This is a genomic window from Maribellus maritimus (assembly GCF_022267315.1).
Classification (GTDB): Bacteria; Bacteroidota; Bacteroidia; order Bacteroidales; family Prolixibacteraceae; genus Draconibacterium; species Draconibacterium maritimum.
This window is the reverse complement of record NZ_JAIKLE010000006.1, coordinates 30,332-53,546: the sequence shown is the minus strand read 5'-3', so window position 1 is coordinate 53,546 and position 23,215 is coordinate 30,332. Positions and strand designations below refer to the sequence as shown.

The window sequence follows — 23,215 nt, the reverse complement described above, 5'->3', positions numbered from 1 at the left end:
TAATTTGTTTGTACATACTTTACTATCCTTCAGCCTTTTATTTTGACCATTAGTTGATTATTTGTGTTATCAAAAGGTTCTTTATTTATGTTTGATTCAAAAAATCAAAATGTTGTTTCGGGGCATAAAATAGCACTTCACATAGAGTTAGGGGAAAAAATTATTTATTTAAGGCACTTCAATTACACATAGAAATAGTTAAAACAGCATTACAATTTGTAAAAGTGCGAATATCTGACCGGCTGGCAGGTATCAAACTCCCGTTTCCCCGGCGGGAGTTTTTTTGTCTCAAAACATAAAGTTCGAAACCTAAGTATTAACATAAATTATTATCTATGAAAAAATTACTCCTTATTGTAATGGCTTTGTTTATGGGGATAAGTTCTCTTTTTGCCCAAACAAAGCGAGTTACCGGGAAAGTAACTTCAGCAGAAGACAACTCACCTATTCCCGGGGTTTCGGTGAGTGTTAAAGGTACTACAATCGGAACAATTACCGGTATTGAAGGGGATTACGCATTGACAGTTCCCAATGATGCCGTTCTTGTGTTTTCTTTTGTTGGTATGAAAACAACCGAATTACCCGTCACTGCCGGTTTAAGGCACGATATTCAGCTTGAAATGGAAGTGATGGGCGTAGACGAAGTAATGGTTGTAGCTTACGGAACGCAAAAACGTCGGGCAATAACCAATGCAGTTACAAAAGTGAATTCTGCCGAATTGGAAAAAATGCCGGTAACAAGTATTGAAAATGCTCTTTCAGGGCAAGCTGCCGGGTTACAAATCAACACAGGTTCACGTTCAGGTGAAGCTAATACTATCCGCATCCGTGGAACCTCTTCCATCTCCGCGAGCTCCCAACCTCTTTTTGTTATTGATGGAATTCCGCAAGGTGACTATCAAATGGGATATGCCGGCAACAATACACAAACCAGCCCGTTGTCGACACTCAATCCAAACGATATCGAGAATATCCAGGTATTGAAAGACGCATCAGCAGCTGCACTTTATGGTTCGAGAGCCTCTAATGGTGTTATTATGATTACAACAAAACGCGGCAAGAGCGGTAAAACTCAAATTAACCTGAACTATTATTCGGGATTTCAGGAAGCCACCAATTTTATGGATGCGTTAAATGGTTCCGAATACACAGAATTATTTAACGAGGCTTATTTTAATTCAACAGGTGTTGCAAATATACTCGGAAACCCGGAAGATGCAATCGATACTGACTGGCTGGATGCAGTATCGAGAAAAGGCCTGATTAATCAATACGATTTTTCCGCTAACGGCGGTAATGAAAGAACGCAATTTTATACCGGTGTAAGTTATCGCGAAGAGGAAGGTTATACCATTGGAAACGATTTTCAGCGAATCAATATTCGCACAAACATTGATCACGAGGTTTCTGATTTTTTTAAAATTGGAACGAACATCAGTGTAGCACGAACTTTTAATAACAGAGTTTCAAACAACAACTCGGTTGCTTCAATGTCTACGTCAGGGATCCTCCAGTATCCGAATGTTCCCATTTATGGAGACGGTTCTGAAATGTATGGACCGGAAGGCACATATTATTTGGGAAAAGGCGTAAACCCAAACAACAACATTGCATACAATCTTTTAAACGAAGTAGATGAAAATATCCATGAGGCAATTACTGTTCGCCCTCAAATAACCACCTTTGGCGAATTTACGTTTTTTGACGACATCAAATTCAAAAGCGAATGGTCGTTGGACTATATCGACTTGTCTGAGAAAATTTTCTGGGGACTAAATTCCGGAGATGGTGGTGGAAGCAATGGTGTAAGTCAGGCTCTCAGTTACAGGAATACCAACTGGATTACTACAAATACGTTGAGCTACGACAAAGTTTTTGATGAAAAGCACCAATTATCTGTTATAGCAGGATACTCGTTCCAGGAAAACCGCCTGGAGCAAAGCAATGTTACCGGAGAACAATTTCCGAATAACGACCTGTGGACCGTAAATAATGCTGCTGAAATTACAAACGGGGGCGGATCAATTAGTCAATTTGCTATCGAATCATATTTTGCCAGATTGAATTATTCCTATTTAGATAAATATCTTCTCGAGGTTTCTTTGAGACGTGACGGTTCATCCCGGTTTGGAGCCGATAATCGTTATGCAAATTTCCCGGCAGTATCTTTAGGGTGGATTGTAAGCGACGAAAATTTTATGCGGGACATGGATTGGCTTAGTTTGGCAAAAATTCGCACAAGTTACGGTTTTACCGGGAATGCTGAATTCCTCACCAGTTCAACAGATCCAAGATATGCTGTAGCAGCCAATTTCCCCGCACTTGGTTTATATGGTGGTGATTTGGATGGGAGCGATTATGGCGGAAGCCCCGGATTATCGCCCACGCAGTTAGCAAACCCTGATTTAAAATGGGAACAGACAGCACAGCTCGACCTGGGAGTCAACCTGGGATTATTCAAAAACCGAATCGATTTTGAAGCAGACTACTATTACAAAAAAACTACTGATCTTTTACTTGATGTACAGATTCCGGCTTCAGGAGGCTTTACATCCATTGCAAAGAATCTGGGAGAATTGGAGAATAAAGGCTGGGAATTTGCTTTGAACACAAGAAACTTCGTAGGAAAATTCAGATGGAATACGAACTTTAACATCTCTTTTAATAAAAATAAAATCACCGACCTGAAGGGAGAGATTATTGAAAACAGCATTTCGCGGGCAATGGAAGGTCAGCCTATTGGTGTTTACTACACCGTTAAATTTGCCGGAGTAAATCCCGATACGGGGGAATCAATGTTCTATGACCTGAATGGCAATAAAACCACCACTTACAGCAACGACTATCGTCAGATAGTTGGCGATCCAAACCCCGACTACATCGGCGGAATTACCAACAATTTTGCCTGGAATAATTTTGATTTTAGTGTACAGGTCCAGTTTGTTCAGGGAAATGATATTTATTTTGACGCGGGAAGGTATTGTGCCAACAGTATGGCATTGTATTTTAACAACCTGAAAGACCAATTGGATCGTTGGCAGGAACCAGGAGACATTACAAATATTCCCAAGGCCGTTTTATTTGACTCAACCAACCGTCAGCATTCCTCTCGTTTTGTAGAGGATGGTTCGTTTGTAAGGGTAAAAACGGTTTCATTGGGCTATAATATTCCTAGTCAGGTTCTTACAAAAGCAAATATCCATTCTGTGCGGATTTACACAACGGCCTATAATTTCTGGACATTTACCAATTACCGCGGGCATGATCCGGAAGTATCCTCCGAAGGAACCCTGAATGTGGGACAAGGGATTGACTTCTTTCAGGCACCTCCTTCCAAAAGTCTGATTTTTGGAGTGAATATAGGGTTTTAAAACGCATTTATTGAAATATTTATGAACTCAAAACATTCACAGTTCAATCAAATAACATTGAATTTTATAAAAAAAGATAAGATGAAAATAAATAAATATATAAATAGAATTATTCCGGTTTTGACTGGTATACTTTTTCTTACCGTTTCCTGCGAAGACCGGTTGGAAATAAATCCCTGGCAATCGCTTAGCGACCAACAGGCACTTACTACACTTAGCGGTATCGAGAATGCTGTTACCGGTTGTTTCGACGCACTTCAGGACGAAAATCTTCTGGGTACAAATGTGATTCAAAATGCCGAAATAAAATCGCAGTACATTCACTGGCAAGGTTCATATACAAGTTATACCGAAATGAGTCAGAAAGATATCCAGCCCGATAATACAGATGTCTCTGGAATGTGGATTGCCGGTTACGACGGAGTAAACAGATGTAATAAAGTAATCGAAGCTGTTGACAATGGATTAGATGAAGCGGGATTTGAAGAAGTGAAAGACAGGATAAAAGGTGAAGCTTTGTTTTGCAGGGGTGTTTTGTATTTTGAGATGGTTCGCAGCTACGGTTTGCCATACAGCGAAAGCTCATCTTCGGATCTGGGGATTGTTATTAAAAACACTCCGTCAAACGACTTGGAAAGTGCTACGGAACAACTGCCACGTTCATCAGTTCAAGAGATTTATAGCCAGGCTATCGCTGATTTAAAAGAGGCAGAATCGTTGTTGCTCGAAACAAGCGATGCCGGGAGAGCCAATAAATACAGTTGCCGCGCTTATTTGTCAAGAATTTATCTGCAGATGAAAGACTATTCAAATGCCGCGAGTTATGCCAATCAGGTAATTCAATCAGGTAATTATACTTTGGACACTGATCCAACAAAAGTTTTTGGAGAATCATTTACTTCAGAAATGGTTTTTGGAATTATCCATACATCAACCGATAATTTTGGTTCGAATAACGAATCGCTAAACAACTACTGGAATCCCAACGAAAGAGGAGACATCATCATCAAACCATCAACAATTGCACTATACAGCGAAAATGACCTGAGATTGGGCTGGTTTTTTGAACAGGATGATTCCTGGTGGACGAACAAACACATTCAAAACGATTATAATGCACCCGTTATTCGTTTGGCCGAAATGTATCTGAACAGGGCCGAAGCCCTGGCCGAAATTGGCACCGATACAGACGAAGCACTAACAATGTTAAATACTGTTCGTTTGAGGGCCGGACTGGATGAGTTATCAGATCTTTCTGTACAAGAGTTAATTACTGCAATTCAGGAAGAAACCATCCGTGAATTTATGGCTGAAGGACATTCATTATATGACCTCGAAAGATGGCGTAAAAATATTGGGTACAGCAATATTGATATTACAGAAACTGTCCCCTGGAACGATTCAAGTTTGTTGTTTCCTATTCCGCAAAGAGAAATGGATGTAAATGATAATTTAGTTCAAAATCCACTTTAAACAAAATTAGTTTTTAAGGGGCTGTCTGTCAGGACAGCCTCTTTCTCTATAATATTTTTATGCTGTAAATGGGTACAGTTTCAACGAGATACTGCTTATTGTCTTTTTGCATTTGTATTCTTTTTGCCACATCCATTCCTGAAAGTACCCTCCCAAAAGCAGCAAATCCCTGCCCGTCAGGGTTTCTTTTACCTCCAAAGTCCAACTCCGGCTGGTCTCCAATACAAATCGAAAATTCCGTGGAAGCAGTTCCGGGTTCATAACGCGCCATTGATAATGTCCCGTTTAAATGTTTTAACCCTGTCATTTTTGTTGTTTCATGTTGAATAGGCGGATATTTTGCAATTCTTTCATCATCAAATAAACCACCCTGGACAACTTCTATTTTTATTTTGTTATTGGGTTGATTATCCATACGTACGACACGATAAAATACGGCATTGTTTAACACTCCGGTTTTAACCAGATTTAGAAAGTTTTTTGCAGTAATTGGTGCATTTAAAGTATCTAGTTCTGCAACAATATTCCCCATTGAAGTCTCGATTATAACTTGAGGAAGCGGCTGCGCAACCCCAATAAAAAAAGAAAAGCTAAATAACGCTAAAAATAATATTTTTCGCATTTCTGAGAATTTAGTCAGTTGTAAAGATAAACACATAAAAACGATACAATAAAAACAAAATCTTTTATAAATTCACCTCTTTACATAATTTAAACACATGAAAACAGCTCAGTTATTTTTATTTCTACTTGCATTTTCAATTTGTACAACTGCACTGGCTACAGAACTTGAAAGTTTTTTGAACACACAATCTTCCATTCAAAGTGTGGAGAAAATTACCGGAAACAGTTTTTTTGATGAAACGTTTAAAATTATGGTGAGGCAACCTCTCGATCATTCTGACACGTCCAAAGGATTTTTTCTTCAACGGGTTTTTATTGCTGACAAGGGCAAAAATACTCCGGTTGTGCTAATTACCGAAGGATATACGGCTAACTACGCAGCCAGTCCGCGCTATCTAAATGAATTGAGCCCGATGTTGAATGCCAGTCAGATCTGTATAGAACATCGCTATTTTGGCCAGTCGTGGCCCGATTCGCTGAACTGGGATTATTTGACTGTTAAAAATGCAGCTGGCGACCATCATTGTATTGTTGAATTGTTTCGAAAATATTATAAGAACAAATGGATAAATACAGGCATAAGTAAAGGCGGGCAAACAGCGGTTTATCACCGAACCTATTATCCTGAAGATGTAGATTTAACTGTTGCTTATGTGGCTCCGTTGAATTTTGCAGTAGAAGACAAACGACATAGAAAATTTTTGAAGACAAAACCCGGGACAGCGGAACAACGAAAAAGGATTGAAGATTTTCAGATTGCAATGCTAAAGGCAAGAAAAGAGATCGTTCCTAAGTTGATAGAGTATTCCAAGCAGAAAAATTTCACCTATCGAATTCCGATTAACGAGGTTTTCGACTACTGGGTGCTGGAGTTTCCTTTTGCGCTCTGGCAATACGGAAGGTCGCCAGATAAGATTCCTGCATCAGATGCCGATCCCCGAGAATTTTATGACTACATGATGAACGTATCTGAACCATCTTACTTTTCTGTTGAAGCGATGGAGGGAATAAAATCGTTTTATGTGCAGGCGGCCCGCGAACTTGGTTATTATGCTTACGATATCAAACCATTAAAAAAGTTTCTCACAATAAAGTCAGCAAGAAATTATCTTGAAAAAATATTTCTCCCTTCCGGTTTGAAAATTAAGTATAAGCAAAAAACGGCCCTGGAAGTAAAAAAGTTTATTAAAACTACAGATAAGAATATACTTTTTATTTACGGACAGTTTGATCCGTGGTTTGCATCTTCATTTCAGATTCCTCGAAAAGAAAATCTTCTAAAAGTTGCTAAGCCTGGCGGCAGTCATTCATCCAGAATTCAAAATTTGCCGGAAAAACAACAAAAATTGGTACGAAATATGCTGGAAAAAAGCCTGGGCTTTGATATTGATATAAATTAATTGGTAAAAGCTTCTGTTTTGTTGTTTAAGATTGTAATTTTAAACTTCTAATTTTGTACCTAACTATGACCGGGAACAATCTGAAAAGGCGGGATTTTCTCCATATTTCAGGCACCGTAGCTCTTGGAAGTGCCCTTATTTTTCCATTTAAAAAGGTTTTGGCAAATGAAACCGATAAGAAGAAGGAAAAGGGTTTTAAACTTTCCCGACCCCGCTGGATAATATACGAGAATGGGAGTTACGATTTAATTTCTTCGGAAATTATACTAAAAAACTGTAGGCCTTCTATTAACGGGCAGGGAGTTATGCCAAGAAATGTTTTTCTGGGAGACTCTCCAAAAGGGAAAAGAATTGTGTATGAGTTACCTGAAGGCTTTCTTATGCTTGATTTAAAAACAAATAGCGATTCTATATCTATTGGTGCAGAATTAAGCGGATTTTCGAGGGCTCCAAGATGGTTTCATCCTATTTCGCAAGCTGAAGTTTTTGGAGTAAACCGATTTTTCAAACAAGGCTATGGAACAGGAAACGAATGTGGAGTATTTCCTATTCCCCGTCTTGAAGGTTTATCCGGAAATATTTTAATGAATGAAGCGACTTGGAGTCATGATAGTTATTTAAGTTTTGCATTTCTGGGGAAAAATGAAACCATTGCCATCGGGAATATTGATCACTCACGTTTTTTGCACAGAAGCACAATATACAACCGTATTCATCAGAAAGGACTGGGAAGCCAGGTTATTGACGATGAAAAAATATTTTTTGAATCGGGGATGTTGCTTGAAGATATCAGAATTGATAATGAATACATAAAACTTCCTGAACTTTATTTTTATACCGGCAACCGGGCATATGAAACGATGCTGGAATTGGCCTGGAAAATCAGTGAGGGAACAAACGCGCGTCAAAGTTCCATTACCAGTTACCATTGGATCAGTAAAACAAATGAGGCAAATTCATTTGAAAAAATCCAAACAAAGATAGAATACCTGGATAATTTAAAACCACCCATCCCGTTACATTCTGTTATTATCAACAAGGGGTATTGCAAAATTGGTGATTGGCTGGAGCCAAATGAAAACTGGCCGGGAGGCCTTGACAGAGCCGCCCGCGAAATTTTTAAAGATGGTTATCGGGCGGGAATCTGGATTGCTCCCTTTGTTGTTGCCGAAGATAGTAAACTTTTTAGCCAGCATCCGGACTGGACAATCAAAAATTATCAGGATAAGCCAATTCCCCGCAATATTGATGGTGAGGGAACATTTTATGCGCTTGACGGCAGTCATCCGGGATTTCAAAAATATTTGAGAAAAGTGTTTGGCGAATTGAGAAAAAGCGGATACATTTTTTACGAAACTGCTTTTATGGACTGGGGATTAATTGATTCGTGGGATATAAAAAGGGCAAAACCGGGAAAAACATCTGTACAGGTATTCCACGATGTATTACAATTAATAAGAGAAGAAATTGGCATGGGTAGCATGTGGATGATGGACAGGTCTCCTTATGGTGCATCCATTGGATACGCTGATATCGTTAGAATCAACAAAACGCTTCAAAACCCTGAAGAATGGAGCGCTCCCGGTATTCAGAATATGATTAAAGAGTCGTATTACTCTCATTATTTTAATAATATTTTTTGGCAAAACAGCCCAGGTGAAATTTTTCTTTCTGATTCCGGTGGTAATTTATCAGAAAATGGAATTTTAAGCTTGGCATTGTGGCAGGGAATTTTAGGTGGCGCCATTGGAACAAACGAAGAATTAGAAAAGCTGGATAATAAAAAAATACGATTTTTCCGATTTTTAGAACCAAACAAAAGACAGCAAAATGCATATTTGCCGTTTTGGCCTGATGAAGATGAAATAAAAGTGGCTGTTAGGGTATATAAACAAAATCGAAGTTGGGGAGTACTTTTTTTCAATGATAAAGAAGGTCCGGTTGAGCGAACTTTCAATATTGCAGATTTAATTGAAAAAGATGACACATTTGTTTATGGCTGGTATCCCGAAGTTCCAATGCCTTTTGGTCGATTGGCAGAAATAAAAATTACCCTTGAACCACATCAGTCGAGGTTATTTTATTTCTCTGAAAACAATGAATACCCACCCGAAAATTTAACATTGGGAGGAAAAGAATCAGATGGATTATAATAAAAATGCCCCGTTTCCGAGGCATCTTTATTAATACTATACATTTTCCGGGATTACATAAGGAGGCCGATAATTTCTTTTCAGCAACTTATCAGCTTCAGCGTCATTTACAAATCGCTCAGAATCCGGGTCAAAAGTCAACACACGTCCTAAACGATAAGCGATGTTGCCTAAATGCGCCAATCCTGAAGAAAGATGAGCCGTTTCGACCGGTCCGTTCAAAATGGTTTTATCATGGGCACGAACGGCTTTAATAAAGTTTGCAAAATGTCCGTCGGTACCACCGGCACCTCTGTCATATTCCGATCCGGACATCGCTCCGTCGCTGCCTGATTTACCGGGTTCTCTTTTCTGACCTAAATATGTCTTATAACTATCATACCCGTCAACTACGAGAACACCTTTGTCGCCATAAAAGATGTTTCCAACAGTAACTCCTTCTTCCGTGTTTGTACACCACGGACGAACTTCAAATTGAATAATTTTATCTTCTTCAGGATAATGATAAACAGAAGTGAGAACTTCCGGTACTTCTTTTGCATCGTCCCAAAGAAACTTACCACCCATTGAAGTAATTTTAGTAGGCAAACCAACATCCAGTCCCCACATACACAAATCAGTTTCATGAATTCCCTGATTACCTACATCTCCATTTCCATATTCGAATGTCCAGTGCCAGTTATAGTGAACTAAATTTCTTGTGAAAGGTCTTTTCATTGCCGGACCAGTCCAAAGATCATAATCAATTCCATCGGGAACTGGCTCAAAACCTGCATCGCCAATACTTGGACGCCAGCGGAAAACTAATCCACGTGCCATATATACGCGGCCAATGTATCCGTCTCTTAACAAACCAATGGCTTCATTAACTGCCGGTGAACTGCGCAACTGAACACCATGCTGAACAATACGATCGTATTTTTCAGCAGCTTCAACCATTTTACGGCCTTCCCAAATGTTGTGAGAACCTGGCTTTTCAACGTAGGCGTCTTTTCCAGCCTGGCAAGCCCAGATTACGGCTAATGAATGCCAGTGGTTAGGTGTAGCAATACTAATTACATCAATGTCTTTGTTATCCATTACACGACGAAGATCCTGTTCCAATGCAACATCTTTGTTGTACTTATCCTTAAAATCTTTTTGTCGTTGTTTTAAAAGATTCATATCCGGATCACAAAGTGTTGTTACTTCTACATTGTCCTGAACCATAAATCCCTGGATATGACTTTTCCCACGACCATTAATACCCAAAACGGCAGCATTAATCCGATCATTTGCACCAAAAGCCTCAGCCGGAATTATACTTGGCACCGCCAACGCTGCGGCAGCAGTAGTTGCTGAATCTTTAATAAACTTTCTTCTGGATTGATTTGAACTCATAACATATTAGATTTAGTGTTTATATCAAAAATTTTAAATTTCGTAAAAAAAATTGGGAATTGAAGTATTTTAGAAAAAATTGTTTTTCATAAATTAAATATTCTGGATCAAAGTTTTGCAGATTCCATAAAAGCTATTATATTTGCAACCCGTTACGAGGAAATTTCATTGAAATAAAGATATATTGCGGGGTGGAGCAGTTGGCAGCTCGTTGGGCTCATAACCCAAAGGTCGTAGGTTCAAGTCCTGCCCCCGCTACTTGGAAAGCCGGCTTTTAGCCGGCTTTTTATTTTCTATATAATCCTTTTCCTATATATTTCAGTCGGTTTTTTATAGATTGGGAAGTTAATTCATAAACATTTATCTATTATTTTTTGAATGATTTGGGGAGAAAGGGGTTTTTCTCTATTTTTGCACACCCGAAATGAATTTAGGTCCCATAGTTCAACGGATAGAATAGCAGTTTCCTAAACTGTAGATCTGGGTTCGATTCCCGGTGGGACTACAGAACATGAAAAAGCGCGGCAAGACAACATAACGGCAGCGCTTTTTTGCATCATAACTACCTTAATATTTGCCCAATCCTGTTTAACTTAAATCCATTCTCAAAATTGGATAGTTAATATATTCTGGATAACCTGTAACATAAAGTTTTAATCTTCTCCGCAAACCTTGTTGTCTTATCATTGTTCCATATTAAGATACCAAATTATTGTGAAAGTCTTTGTGAAGCTGTAACTTGATAATCAATCATAAAACTTAACAAAACAAAAAAGATAAACAAAAAATAAATTTTGATTAACCGTAATATTCAAAAAAACCGTAACAAATGATAAAAGTAATTTTATTGGCGTTTGGACTGTCGATACTGTTTTTCAGTGGACAAGCTCAGAAAAAGAATATTGAATCGGATTCGATAATTGTGGAAAGTAGTAAACCAAAATTTTCGTCGAATGATTCTTACACCATAAATACTGATAACTATTTGGAGACTTCTGTTTCGTTATCAAGAATAGCTGGTGAATCAAAAGAATTTAAAAACAAATTCCCTCAGGGGAATTTTAAAACCCATCAGAAAGAAAAAAATTACAGCGCATTTCTAAGTGCGGGAGCATTTGGAACCACAAATGGAGTAGTTCCTTTTTGGATGCGTAGCATGCGACATGGCAGCATTCCGTCTGAAGGCATTTCGGTTTCATTAATTGGTGGAGCTTTTAAAGACTACCAAGCTGGCACACGGCAAAAACTAATGGACTGGGGCACAGGTTTTGAGGGACGCGTCAATGCGGGCAATAATTCGAAATTTATTCTGATTGAAGCTTATGCCAAAGTAAGGTTAAGTATTTTTGAACTAAAAGGTGGCCGTTTTCGTGAGCAAGTTGGTTATGTTGATTCAACCCTTTCTTCCGGGGCTTTCTCCCTTTCTGGTAACACATTAGGAGTTCCTAAAATCAAAGCCGGAATTCCCAATTACTGGAATGTGCCTTTAACCAAAGGAGTTATAGCAATAAAAGGAAATGTTGCCCATGGCTGGATGGACAAGCAAACATTAAACAAAAAAGAAGACAATACTGTATTGATTTCTGAGACAGATGCCTATTTGCACCAGTTAAGTGCATATGGTCGTGTAGGAAAACCTACCTGGAGGATAAAACTTTACGGTGGAGTCAACCATATGGTTGTGTGGGGTTATGAAAAGGAAATCTTTCCGGGATGGGAATTGTCTGAATTCAACACCTTAAAATATGTAGTTATTGGTAAAAAATACGGAACTGGTAGCATCCCAACTTCAAAAGTTGGAAACCATATAGGCAGCATCGACCAAGGAATAGAATGGCAAGTTGGTCAAACATTGGTGAACGGCTACCATCAGTTTTTTTATGATGTTGGAGCCCTTGCCACACTAGCCAATGCAAAAGATGGGTTGTGGGGATTAAGTATAAAAAATGAAAAAGCTAAATCAGGCAACTTTTATTGGAACAAATTTCTATTTGAATTCTTGTATTCAAAAAGTCAGGGAGGAGAAATTGACTCTAAACCAAGAGCTTCGGGAGCAGAAAATTATTACAACAATTTCCTCTACCTCAATGGCTGGGCATATAACGGAGAAAATTTAGGTAATCCCTTATTTACTCCGGAAAAACATATAAAAAGCGGGTATCCAACCACATCAACTCAATATTTTCCAAACAATAGAATTATTGCTTTTCACGGAGGAACAGAGTTTCAACTTAAAAATTGGTTTTGCAAGGGCTTGCTGACTTACTCTTTAAACTACGGGACTTACCGCACAAGCAGAGGAGAAAGAGGATTGGGAAGTGTTATTTATTATTACGAGCCCCCTTACTTTCCAAAACTTCATCAATTTTCTGCTTACCTTGAAAGCCAACGGGAGTTAAACAGTGGTTTTGAGCTCGGAATTCAACTGGCAATAGATCAGGGTAAACTGCTGTACAATTCTATTGGCGCCGGAATCAGCTTGACAAAAAGATGGTAAAAAAAATCAACTTTCGAATTGTTGCCGCTCAAAAAGTCCAGTTGGATTAATCAATTATAAAAAGGGTCACGGGATAATATTTCTTGGTTTCCTATAATTATGGAAATTAAAGTCCTGTCTGCTTATCATTGAATAAACTCTGATATATTCAATAACTTTTTTAAAAAAGTAAAAATGATTATCTTTCAAAAAAGGATTTTTGAAAGATAAGAAAGATTCTGATTGTCATCAAAACTAAAAAAAGCGGCATACGAGTTCAATTTGATTCAGAATTGCGCAAACCATTATGATGAGAATTGGACTGTACGCCGCTCTATGTCTTTGATTATTTGCGTCCAAAAAAGCACTTAAAGTCAGTTAGATGATAAAGTAATTTTGAGGATGAAGTTAATAATTATTTTTCAGATGTTGGCATATTAGAAACCAAGTTCCCGTATTTACCACCACAATATTAAATTCATTGACAGAATTCTGATTCTCAATAGATTTTAACAATAAAAGCCTTACATTCACCGATTGTTTTTTGCTACCATCATTTTTCTTATAAAGTACAAACCTCAATTTTCTTGAAAATAGAATGAATGCAATTTTCAGATATAAAATCGATCATGAATTAAAAATTAATTATGACATTATCCAGGGAGAAGTAGACCTTAATATGGTAATTCAACATGAAAAAACCAGGATTCAATCTGACAAGTTTAATGAGAATTACAACTCACTAATCGATATCAGAGGAGCTAAATTCATCAACTTTATGGAAAACGTTGGTAAATTTTGCGATTTTCTAAATGATTACACCAAACCAATTAATATGGAACGAAAATGCGCCATAGTAACCTCAACTCCCCTGGAAGTAGTTAATTCAACTGTCTTTTCACTTGGACTTAAACAACGGGGGACAAGCTTAAAATTTGAAAGCTTCTCTTCGGAGGAAGCAGCCACCAAATGGCTCATTCGTTAAATTTTTTGCAACTCCAAGTTTTAATCATAATTATTATCCAATATTAGTTATAACCTCTGCTTCAAAAATCAATAAGGTTTCATCGCGCTGTATTTTTTTGTAATTTAGTTTTTTCGAAAAATAGCCGCAACAATGATGAAATCAGTAAACCCGGTAACCGGTGAATCCCTTCAAACCTACGAAAGTTATTCCGAAAAAGGAGTTGAGAAAATTATCAATTCTGTAGATAAAACCTGGCACCATTGGCGAAGTACATCGTTTGTGCACAGGGGGCGGAGAATGCAAAATCTTTCAAGTCTTCTCAAGACAAAAAAAGAGGAACTGGCTCGTTTAATGGCACTTGAAATGGGTAAAGTTTTAAAAGAAGGAATTGCTGAAATTGAAAAATGTGCCTGGGTTTGTGATTATTATGCTCAAAATGCCGAAAGCTTTCTGGAAAATGAAATTATAAAAACCGAAGCTTCAAAATCATATGTATCTTATCAACCACTGGGAACTATATTGGCAGTAATGCCCTGGAATTTTCCTTTCTGGCAGGTGTTTCGTTTTTTGGCTCCCACATTGATGGCAGGCAACACTGCAGTTTTAAAACATGCAAGTAATGTGCCCGGATGCGCAATGGCCATTGAAGAATTGGTTCGCGATGCAGGATTCCCCGAAAATGTATTTCGCACAATACTGATTGGAAGTAACCAGGTAGAAAAAGTTATCAGACACCAGGCAATTAAAGGAGTTAGTTTAACCGGAAGTACGCCTGCCGGAAAAAGTGTAGCCGCCATTGCCGGAAGTGAGTTAAAAAAATGTGTATTGGAATTAGGGGGAAGTGATCCCTACCTGATATTAAAAGATGCAAACCTGGAAAAAGCCGCTAAAATATGCGCTTCCGGAAGACTATTAAATGCCGGACAAAGCTGTATTGGAGCAAAGCGGTTTATCGTAGTTGATGATGTTTATCCGGAATTCCTTGAACATTTTACACACGAAATGAACAATGCATATTTTGGCGACCCGACGGATTCCGATTCTACGATGGGCCCTCTTGCCCGCGTTGATTTAAGAGATGAATTACACCAACAGGTGGTTAAATCTGTCAGTAAAGGAGCTGAGGTTATCCTGGGCGGAGAAATTCCTCACCGTAAAGGAGCATTTTATCCTCCAACCATCCTGGAAAATGTACAAGCCGGAATGCCTGCTTACGACGAAGAATTGTTTGGCCCCGTTGCTTCAGTAATCCGTGTGAAAAATGAAGAAGAAGCGATAAAAGTGGCCAACGATACTGTTTTTGGCCTTGGCGCAGCAATATTCACAAAAGATGCGAAAAAGGGTGAAACAATTGCAGAAACCCAACTGGAAGCAGGTTGTTGTTTTGTTAACGACTTCGTAAGATCAGATCCTCGTCTGCCATTCGGAGGCATAAAAGAAAGTGGTTTTGGCCGCGAACTTTCGGTACATGGTATTAAAGAATTTATGAATGCAAAAACCGTAGTCGTTAAATAAATTTGTCTCCAAAAAACCAAACCTAAATTCAATGAAACTATCTTATCATTGTATAACTGCAATTCTGATTCTGCTTGTCTCCTGTTCAAAAGAGGAAAATGAAATAAACCGGGAAACGCCGTTTAACTGCGACTGGAAATTTATTCGTTCTGATGTGCAAAACGGACAAGCTGTTAGTTTCAACGATTCAGCCTGGCGCATCCTCGATCTTCCTCACGATTACAGCATTGAAGACCTTCCTGAAAACGAGGGAGTAAAACAAATGGGGCCATTTTCGGAAAAAAGTGCCGGAGGTGCTTCAACAGGACACGTTGTTGGAGAAAATGCCTGGTACCGGAAACATTTTACTTTAAATAAAAAGGATGAGGGCAAAATCATAAAAATACTTTTCGACGGTGTTTATATGAACGCCGATTTCTGGATAAACGGAAAACACCTTGGAAATCATCCTTATGGCTATACTGCTTTTTCATACGATTTAACCGACTTCCTGAATCCGGCGGGTGAAGATAATGTTCTTGCTGTTCAAGTTAAAAATGAAGGAAAAAATTCACGTTGGTACAGCGGTTCGGGAATTTACAGGAATGTAAGCCTAATTAAAACCAATCCGGTCCATATTGATTTATGGGGTGTTTATGTTACAACGCCTGAAGTATCGAAAGAAAAGGCTTTTGTAAATGTGGAAACCGGAATTACAAACACAACACACAATGCGGAAAACTATACAATCAGGACGCAGATTTTAAACCCGTTGGGCCTTATCTCCGCAGAATATGAAAAAGGAACTGATTTAAACCCTGGAAAAAATACTGTTTTTCAAAATAAATTAGAAGTCCAAAATCCGCGCTTATGGTCGCCGGAAGAACCACAGCTTTATACACTGACTGTTCAACTTTTTAAGGGAAATAAACTGATTGATGAAACCAGACAAAAATTTGGGATCAGAACCATTGAGTTTTCTCCTGAAAAAGGATTCTTACTAAATGGGAACAGTGTTTTGTTAAAGGGAGGTTGTCTGCATCACGACAACGGCCCACTAGGTTCGGCAACTTTTAAAACAGCGGAATACCGCCGGATAAAAATCATGAAGGAAAATGGTTTTAATGCCATTCGTACCGCACACAATCCTCCTTCTCAAACTTTTTTGGGTGCCTGCGATGAAATAGGAATGCTGGTCATGGATGAAGCTTTTGACCAATGGCAACGCCCAAAAAATCCTGAGGACTACAACCTTTATTTCGACGATTGGTGGGAAAAAGATTTGGAGTCCATGATTTTGCGCGACAGAAACCACCCCTCAATAATTATCTGGAGCATTGGAAATGAAATCAATGAACGGGCTGATTCCTCCGGTCTGGAGATAGCCAACAACCTGAAAGAAAAAATACTTCTTTTAGATAAAACCCGTCCGGTAACACAGGCGATTTGCCATTTCTGGGATCAGCCCGGACGCGATTGGGAAGACACGGCGCCTGCTTTCTCGCAAATGGATGTACATGGATACAATTACCGCTGGAACGACTATGAATCAGACCACAAGAAATATCCGGAAAGAATTATGATTGGAACAGAATCATTTCCTCTGGAAGCGCTTGAAAACTGGCAAATGGTAGAAAAACATCCATATATAATTGGCGATTTTGTGTGGACCGGAATGGATTACCTTGGTGAATCCGGCATTGGACATACAAAGCTGGATAATTCCGATATCCAGTTTTTACCTCCCTGGCCGTGGTTTAACGCTTACTGCGGTGACATTAGCATCCTCGGGTATAAAAAACCACAAATGTATTTCCGCGATGTTGTTTGGCGAAATAGCAATTTGGAAATAATGGTTCATACGCCTGTACCTGAAGGGCGCAAAGAAATAATAAGCAAATGGGGTTGGCCCGGAGAATGGAAAAGCTGGACCTGGCAAGGCAATGAAGATAAACCCCTGCAGGTTTCTGTTTACTCACGCTGCGACCAGGTTCGGCTGGAATTAAACGGAAAAGAAATTGGAACAAAAAAAGTGTCGGAGGCAACAAGCTTGACAGCAAGATTTGAGGTTCCTTATACAGAAGGAGAGTTGACAGCCATTGGTTTTAAAGCGGGAAAAGAAGTTGTTCGACAAACTTTAAAAACTGCTGAAAAACCGTTTGCTGTAAAAATCACACCTGAACAAAATACGATTAATATCAACAAAAACGACTTAGCTTATTTTAATATTGAAGTGGTGGACAAAAACGGAATTGTTGTTCCAAATGCAGAAATTCCTGTTGATTTTGAAATACAAGGAAATGGAAAACTGCAGGCAGTGGCAAACGGAAATCCGAAGGACATGAAAAGTTTTAGACAACCACACGTGAAAAGTTTCAGAGGAAAATGCCAGCTGATACTTCGTTTGGAAAAAGACGGTGGCGAAATCTCTGTTTCAGCAAAATCCGAAGGATTAAAAACGGGAAACGCAAGCGTTGGAGTGGTAAAAATATAAATCCTGAATACTTGTCAGAAAACTATTCTTTTTGTTTCCTCCATGGTTTTAATTTGTATAGTTTTCTGCCGGCATACTGTCCGAGAAAGAAACTACCCAAAAGGAACGGAGCCAAACTCCAGGTTAAATGCAAATCATGAAATTTCCGAATTAAAATAACCAACGGAACCGGTGCGTGAATTGCTACAAACCACCAAAATGAAAGTTTGCGAAATCCGCCCCGAACATAACCAAAAGGTAAATTAATAATAAAAGTGGCAATACAGGTATAGGTTATGCGCCACTCAAAGCTGAGCATATCGTTAAAAATATTAATGGCTGCAAAATGCATCAAAACAATTTTAAGTGTTCAGTTGCGAAATAACCATCTCCGCAAGAATTTCCACCCATCTATCACCGGTATTTAAACTTTCCACCAATTGAACTTTATTCCCTCCTTTTTGCTTAAACTCCTCGCCATATTCCACACCAATTTCCAGAATGGTTTCCAAACAATCCGTAACAAACGAAGGCGCCAAAACCAATATATTCTTCTTCCCTTCCTCCAGTTTCTCCTGCAAAACAGCATCAGTAAACGGAGTAAGCCAATTGTTTGACAACCTCGATTGAAAACTAACGGTATAATCTGACTCTTTCAGATTGAGTTTTGAAGCAATTAGTCGCGTAGTTTCGTAAGAAGTAGCATGATAACAAAATTTTCCATGTTCCGGAAGAGCATTTCTGCAGGAACAGTTTTCCACTTTAATCCCCGGGTGGCATTTTTCAACATGACGGTTAGGAAGGCCGTGATACGAAAAAATGATATGGTCAAAATCGGATAAATTATATTTTCGTACTTGTTCAGCAAAAGCATCGACAAATTTCGGGTTGTCGTAGAACTGTTCAACCTCAAATATTTCGGCATGAATTCCCTGTTCTTTTATCTCCTTTTCAGCCGCAACCAAAGAAGTTTCTGTAGTCGACATCGCATGCTGCGGGTAAAGCGGAACCAAAACAATTTTCTCAAAGCCTTTCTTTTTTATTTCTGAAAGTGCCTTTTTATAACTCGGATTTCCGTAACGCATTCCAACAAAAACTTCAAATAAACTTCCGAGTTGTACCTGTAGTTTTTGTTTTAATTCTTCAGAATAATAAATTAACGGAGACCCTTTTTTTGTCCAAAGCTGCTTGTATAATCCCGTTGAATTTTTTACACGGAAAGGAATAATAATCACATTTACTAAAAATTTTCTCAACAACCACGGAAGGTCGATTACCCTTTTATCATTCAAAAATTCAGTAAGATATTTCCGTACAGCAGGAACTGTTGGTTCATCGGGACTTCCAACATTCATCAATAATACAGCTGTTTTTCCTTTTTTCATTTACTTTGACTGATTATCTGAGTTGCCAACATTTTTCCCTGTTTAATTCGGTCGGCCATTCCAATTCCGTCACGTATATTTCCCGCCAAAATCAATCCCGGATTCATTTTTTCCAGCTGGTCGATTGCTTTTAGCTTTTGTTCCGATTCAATTCCATATTGCGGAATGGCATGCTGATAACGAAAAATTTTCAGCATATCAGGGTCAAACTGTTTCAAGCCCATCATTTCTACTATTTCCTTTTTGACGATATCAACAATTTGACCGTCATTCAGTTCAACCATTTCAGGTTTTCTTATACCCCCCAGAAATGTTGAAAGTAACGCTCCGTTTTGAGGCGCCCTGTTTTTTAAAAAAGAAGATAAAAAAAGCGCTCCAAGCAAATCCCTGTTTTCTTTAAATGGTACTAACCCTCCAAATGATTTTAAATCAACTCCTTTCCACTCTCTAAAACCTAATGAAACCTGAACTACTTTGGCATACTCCAACTGATTTATCTGAATTATTTTTTCAATGTCGGCAAACGGAAAAAGATGGCTTAATTCATAAGCACCAACCGTTGAGATTACGTTTGAAAATACTTCATTTCGGTTGTTTACTTTGTATCCTTTTTCTGTTTTTTCAAAAGAAATAGAATCACAATTAAAGACGATGTTATCCTTCCCGACATTTTTTACCAATGCTTTTATCAAGTTTTCCAAACCACCCTTTACTGAAAATATTTCTCTTGTAGCTTTTTTTTCCCAATCGGTTTTGGGTTGACGAGCTTTTTTTACAGTGCCCCCGATAAAACTTCCGTAGTCCTGCTCCAATCTGTATAATTTGGGCAAAGCATACTTTGGAACCAGCTTCGCCGGATCGCCGGAATAAATTCCCAGGATAAACGGATCAACAGCATAATCAAGAAAACTTTTTCCCATACGGCGAAGCACCAATTCTTTTAATGTTTCGTTCGGATTTGTTCCCCTTTTTCTGAAGGGTTCACCCAATAACCGCAACTTGTCGGCAAATGTAAACAAAGGTGTTGTTATCCCGCCAATTAATCCAGAAGGAAGAGGTTCCCATTTACCGGACTTCCAAATCCACCGGGCTTTTGCTGCTTCATCGGCGATTTCCAGTTCACAGTCGCCGTGCAAATTTTCAAGTAATTCTGTTGCTTCAGGTTGTCCGAGAACACCTGTATTTGGTCCGGCTTCAAATGTAAAACCATCTTTGTTGTATGTTTTGATAACACCTCCGGCGCGATCTGCTTTTTCAAAAACCTGAACACCGATGCCTGCTTTTTTTAAATAATAGGCGGTAGTTAATCCGGTTAATCCCGCGCCTACAACAGCTACTTTCTGAATTTTATTTTCGCTCATTTTACAACGATTTTGAAAATTTCTGCGCCGCATTCTTTAGATTGGGGTCTAAGCTTGCAGCAATATTTCGAACAAAAAATCTTCCTGAATCAGTTACCGCAATTTCATCCGGGTTAAAATTTAAAAGCCCGTCTTCCGCAAAACTATCTAAGTTGCTATCCTTTAATTCAACAACGTTTTTCAACTCATCTTCTGAAACTTCAAATTTTTGAGCGGCCTCTTTCCATGAAAGATAGTAATTACACATGATTTCGTTTATGACATGTTTTATTATCTTCTCCCTTTTATTTAGTTTATAGCCTTTTTCAATAAAAAAATTCCCACTTTCAATTTGTTCTACGTACTTGTTGGTGTCTTTTGCATTTTGTGCATAAGCGCTTTCCAACTGACTAATTCCTGTAGCTCCAAACGCATAAACCTGTCCGGTTGTTTCACGAGTGCAGTAGCCCTGAAAATTCCGGTGTAAAGTTCTGTTCTCAAGTGCAATATTTAACTCATCATCAGCTTTTGCATAATGATCGAGGCCGATGGGTTTATATCCATTTTGTGTTAGAATTTTATAAGCAGCTTCAAACATGGCCAATTTTTCATCGGCTTCAGGAAGTCCGCGAACTTCAAGGATTTTCTGTGCTTTTTTAATCCACGGTACGTGTGCATATGAAAATGTCACCAAACGATCGGGCGAAATTTTAACTGCCTGTTCTATTGTTTCTGAAAATGATTTTACATCCTGATAGGGCAAACCGTAAATAAAATCAAGATTTACGCCAATATCTCCGCGACTGCGAATAAGTTGAACAAGTTCTTCAACCGGAATTTCAGAAGGATCCCGATTTACATTCTCAAGTACCTTCAGATTAAAATCCTGTATCCCCAAACTCATTCGGTTAAACCCACTTTTTACCAACGCATCAATATAGGCAGAATCGAGCATAGCGGGGTGACATTCCATTGCAATTTCGGGGTTCGTAATAAATGAAAAATTAGAGTGCAACACACCCATAATTTCTTCCATCATTTCAACAGGCAAAGAATTTGGTGTACCTCCACCCCAATGTACCTGCGCCACTTTCCGGTTTGATGAAAGGTACTTTTTCACCATCAAAATCTCTTTTTTTAATGCTTCAACATACACCCGCATTTTATCTTTATCGCGTGTTAAATGTGTATTACATCCGCAGTAGTAACAAATTTTGGGGCAAAACGGAATGTGTAAATAAATCGAAATATTCTCGGGCCATTCGTTATTTGAAAACTCAATTGCCCGGATATATTCCTTATTATCAAATTCTGTTGAAAAGAAATTAGCCGGTGGATAACTGGTATATCTCGGTACCGGCACATTATATTTATCTATCAGATTTTTCGGAATCTTCATTCGATTTGTATTAATTTATTGTTTTGTCAGGAAATTCAGCCCCGGCTTCTATAACGGGACAACGTTCCTCAGTATTATAGAATTCTTTTCTAAATAAAAACGGCAACAGGATCAAAATTAATAATCCAATTCCTAATTCAATAGCAAAAAGCCCACGATAATCTATCGTGTCGGCTATTTTTCCGCTTAATATGGCTATAACCAGACTGCTTAAATGAGTAACTACAATCTGGATGGTAAAATCTGTTCCTTCTCTTCCTTTTCTAACCACCTGCATTCCGAGTGTATACACAAAAACCGAAGACATTGCATAAGCACTCCAAAGCAACGCAACTCCAATATAAATCAAATACAACTGATGATTCGTGTAGGTAAGAAAAATAAAATAAACGGCCACCATCACATTCAAAACAGGAAAAACCCACACAGAACGTAATACTCCTTTTTTTCGGATAAATATCCCTGCCGGGATGGTCATTAACGCGCCGCAAGCTGTTCCAAAAATACCGGAAATAAAACCTATTCTTTTTACTTCGTAGCCCAAATCAACCAGATAGGGCTTTATCATGGTTAAAATGCCAATTATTCCGGCGTAAAACAGGAAAAGCAATAAAATGTGTCCGCCAATTCTTTTTTGTTTAAAAAAATATACAAACTCCAGAGGTGAGATGTTTTTTCTTGACTTATCAATTTCTTTTTTGCTATGATTTTTAAAAAACATCACCGGAATTAGAGAAATCAAAACAAACACACCAAGACAGTGCAGCAACGGCATCCACCCCCTGTAGTGATAGATAATTAACAAAACGCCACTCCCCACTAATGTTCCGATAAAGCTACCGGCCGACTGCATGCTGTTTCCGATACTTCTTTCCTTTTCTTTTAATACAAGAATGGCAAAAGCATCGGTAGCGATGTCTTGTGTGGCCGATGCTGTAAAGGCAATTACCATTAAAATAATTATTGTGGAAAAATCGGTCTGCAAATCAAAAAAACCAATGGAAACTATTATAGCCGCATAAAACAGTTCCGAAGACAATATCCAGCGCCGGTACCTTTTTGAGGAGTGACTCGTCCTGTCGACAATCGGAGCCCACAAAAATTTAACTATCCAGGGTAATTTTATGAGTTGAAGGTAACCGATGGATTCGAGTGAATAATTTTCCATTCGCATGATTACGGGAATCACTGTGGAGAAAAAACTCATCGGAATCGATTGCGCCAGATAAAGACTCAGCAGCGTAAAGTACTTATTGATTTCTTTTTTTCCCATTTTTTAT

General features: G+C 38.5%; 15 protein-coding genes and 2 tRNA genes. 10 read left to right on the top strand and 7 right to left on the bottom strand.

Annotation, left to right across the window (positions count from 1 at the left end; all coding sequences use genetic code 11):
• Positions 1-335: 335 nt before the first annotated feature.
• Positions 336-3,371: a SusC/RagA family TonB-linked outer membrane protein gene (locus tag K5G00_RS07350; RefSeq protein WP_238765489.1), complete on the top strand. Its 3,036-nt coding sequence runs from the start codon at positions 336-338 to the stop codon at positions 3,369-3,371.
• 81 nt (positions 3,372-3,452) lie between these two features.
• On the top strand, positions 3,453-4,844 hold the full coding sequence (locus tag K5G00_RS07345; protein WP_238765488.1) for a RagB/SusD family nutrient uptake outer membrane protein: 1,392 nt from the start codon (positions 3,453-3,455) through the stop codon (positions 4,842-4,844).
• Positions 4,845-4,890: 46 nt separating this feature from the next.
• Here K5G00_RS07345 and K5G00_RS07340 read toward each other — a convergent pair whose 3' ends face one another.
• Positions 4,891-5,466, bottom strand: a complete 576-nt coding sequence (locus tag K5G00_RS07340) for a peptidylprolyl isomerase (RefSeq protein ID WP_238765487.1) — start codon at positions 5,464-5,466, stop codon at positions 4,891-4,893.
• 97 nt (positions 5,467-5,563) lie between these two features.
• Between K5G00_RS07340 and K5G00_RS07335 the strand changes: the two genes are divergently transcribed.
• Positions 5,564-6,868 (top strand): S28 family serine protease, encoded by a 1,305-nt coding sequence (locus tag K5G00_RS07335; RefSeq protein WP_238765486.1) that lies wholly within the window; start codon positions 5,564-5,566, stop codon positions 6,866-6,868.
• A 65-nt stretch (positions 6,869-6,933) separates the two neighbouring features.
• Positions 6,934-9,021, top strand: coding sequence for an alpha-galactosidase (locus tag K5G00_RS07330; RefSeq protein WP_238765485.1), 2,088 nt, complete (start codon positions 6,934-6,936; stop codon positions 9,019-9,021).
• A gap of 36 nt (positions 9,022-9,057) precedes the next feature.
• Here the strand turns inward: K5G00_RS07330 and K5G00_RS07325 are convergent, their stop codons facing one another.
• The gene (locus tag K5G00_RS07325; RefSeq protein WP_238765484.1) at positions 9,058-10,401 is read right to left on the bottom strand and encodes a Gfo/Idh/MocA family protein; all 1,344 of its coding nucleotides are present in this window, start codon (positions 10,399-10,401) and stop codon (positions 9,058-9,060) included.
• Between the two features lie 185 nt (positions 10,402-10,586).
• Here K5G00_RS07325 and K5G00_RS07320 point away from each other — a divergent pair.
• From K5G00_RS07320 to K5G00_RS07295, 6 genes are all read left to right on the top strand, one after another.
• A tRNA-Met gene (locus K5G00_RS07320) sits at positions 10,587-10,659 on the top strand.
• 175 nt (positions 10,660-10,834) lie between these two features.
• Positions 10,835-10,906: transfer RNA gene (locus K5G00_RS07315), tRNA-Arg, on the top strand.
• Positions 10,907-11,230: 324 nt separating this feature from the next.
• Complete coding sequence (locus tag K5G00_RS07310; RefSeq protein WP_238765483.1) at positions 11,231-12,898, top strand: capsule assembly Wzi family protein; 1,668 nt, start codon at positions 11,231-11,233, stop codon at positions 12,896-12,898.
• 577 nt (positions 12,899-13,475) lie between these two features.
• Positions 13,476-13,862 carry a hypothetical protein gene (locus K5G00_RS07305; protein WP_238765482.1) on the top strand — a complete coding sequence of 129 codons (387 nt, stop codon included), beginning with the start codon at positions 13,476-13,478 and terminating at the stop codon, positions 13,860-13,862.
• Between the two features lie 132 nt (positions 13,863-13,994).
• Entirely contained in the window at positions 13,995-15,359 is a 1,365-nt protein-coding gene (locus K5G00_RS07300) for an NAD-dependent succinate-semialdehyde dehydrogenase (protein ID WP_238765481.1), read from the top strand.
• A 31-nt stretch (positions 15,360-15,390) separates the two neighbouring features.
• Entirely contained in the window at positions 15,391-17,832 is a 2,442-nt protein-coding gene (locus tag K5G00_RS07295) for a glycoside hydrolase family 2 TIM barrel-domain containing protein (RefSeq protein ID WP_238765480.1), read from the top strand.
• A 22-nt stretch (positions 17,833-17,854) separates the two neighbouring features.
• Here K5G00_RS07295 and K5G00_RS07290 read toward each other — a convergent pair whose 3' ends face one another.
• From K5G00_RS07290 to K5G00_RS07270, 5 genes are read right to left on the bottom strand one after another with little or no spacing between them, the layout of a single operon-like run.
• Entirely contained in the window at positions 17,855-18,163 is a 309-nt protein-coding gene (locus K5G00_RS07290; protein ID WP_238765479.1) for a hypothetical protein, read from the bottom strand.
• A 10-nt stretch (positions 18,164-18,173) separates the two neighbouring features.
• Positions 18,174-19,196 carry a ferrochelatase gene (gene hemH, locus K5G00_RS07285; protein WP_238765478.1) on the bottom strand — a complete coding sequence of 341 codons (1,023 nt, stop codon included), beginning with the start codon at positions 19,194-19,196 and terminating at the stop codon, positions 18,174-18,176.
• Complete coding sequence (hemG, locus tag K5G00_RS07280) at positions 19,193-20,557, bottom strand: protoporphyrinogen oxidase (RefSeq protein ID WP_238765477.1); 1,365 nt, start codon at positions 20,555-20,557, stop codon at positions 19,193-19,195. The genes hemH and hemG overlap by 4 nt, the downstream gene beginning before the upstream one ends.
• Position 20,558: 1 nt before the next feature.
• Positions 20,559-21,935 carry an oxygen-independent coproporphyrinogen III oxidase gene (hemN, locus tag K5G00_RS07275; RefSeq protein WP_238765476.1) on the bottom strand — a complete coding sequence of 459 codons (1,377 nt, stop codon included), beginning with the start codon at positions 21,933-21,935 and terminating at the stop codon, positions 20,559-20,561.
• A 10-nt stretch (positions 21,936-21,945) separates the two neighbouring features.
• Positions 21,946-23,208 (bottom strand): MFS transporter, encoded by a 1,263-nt coding sequence (locus K5G00_RS07270; protein ID WP_238765475.1) that lies wholly within the window; start codon positions 23,206-23,208, stop codon positions 21,946-21,948.
• Positions 23,209-23,215: the final 7 nt, after the last annotated feature.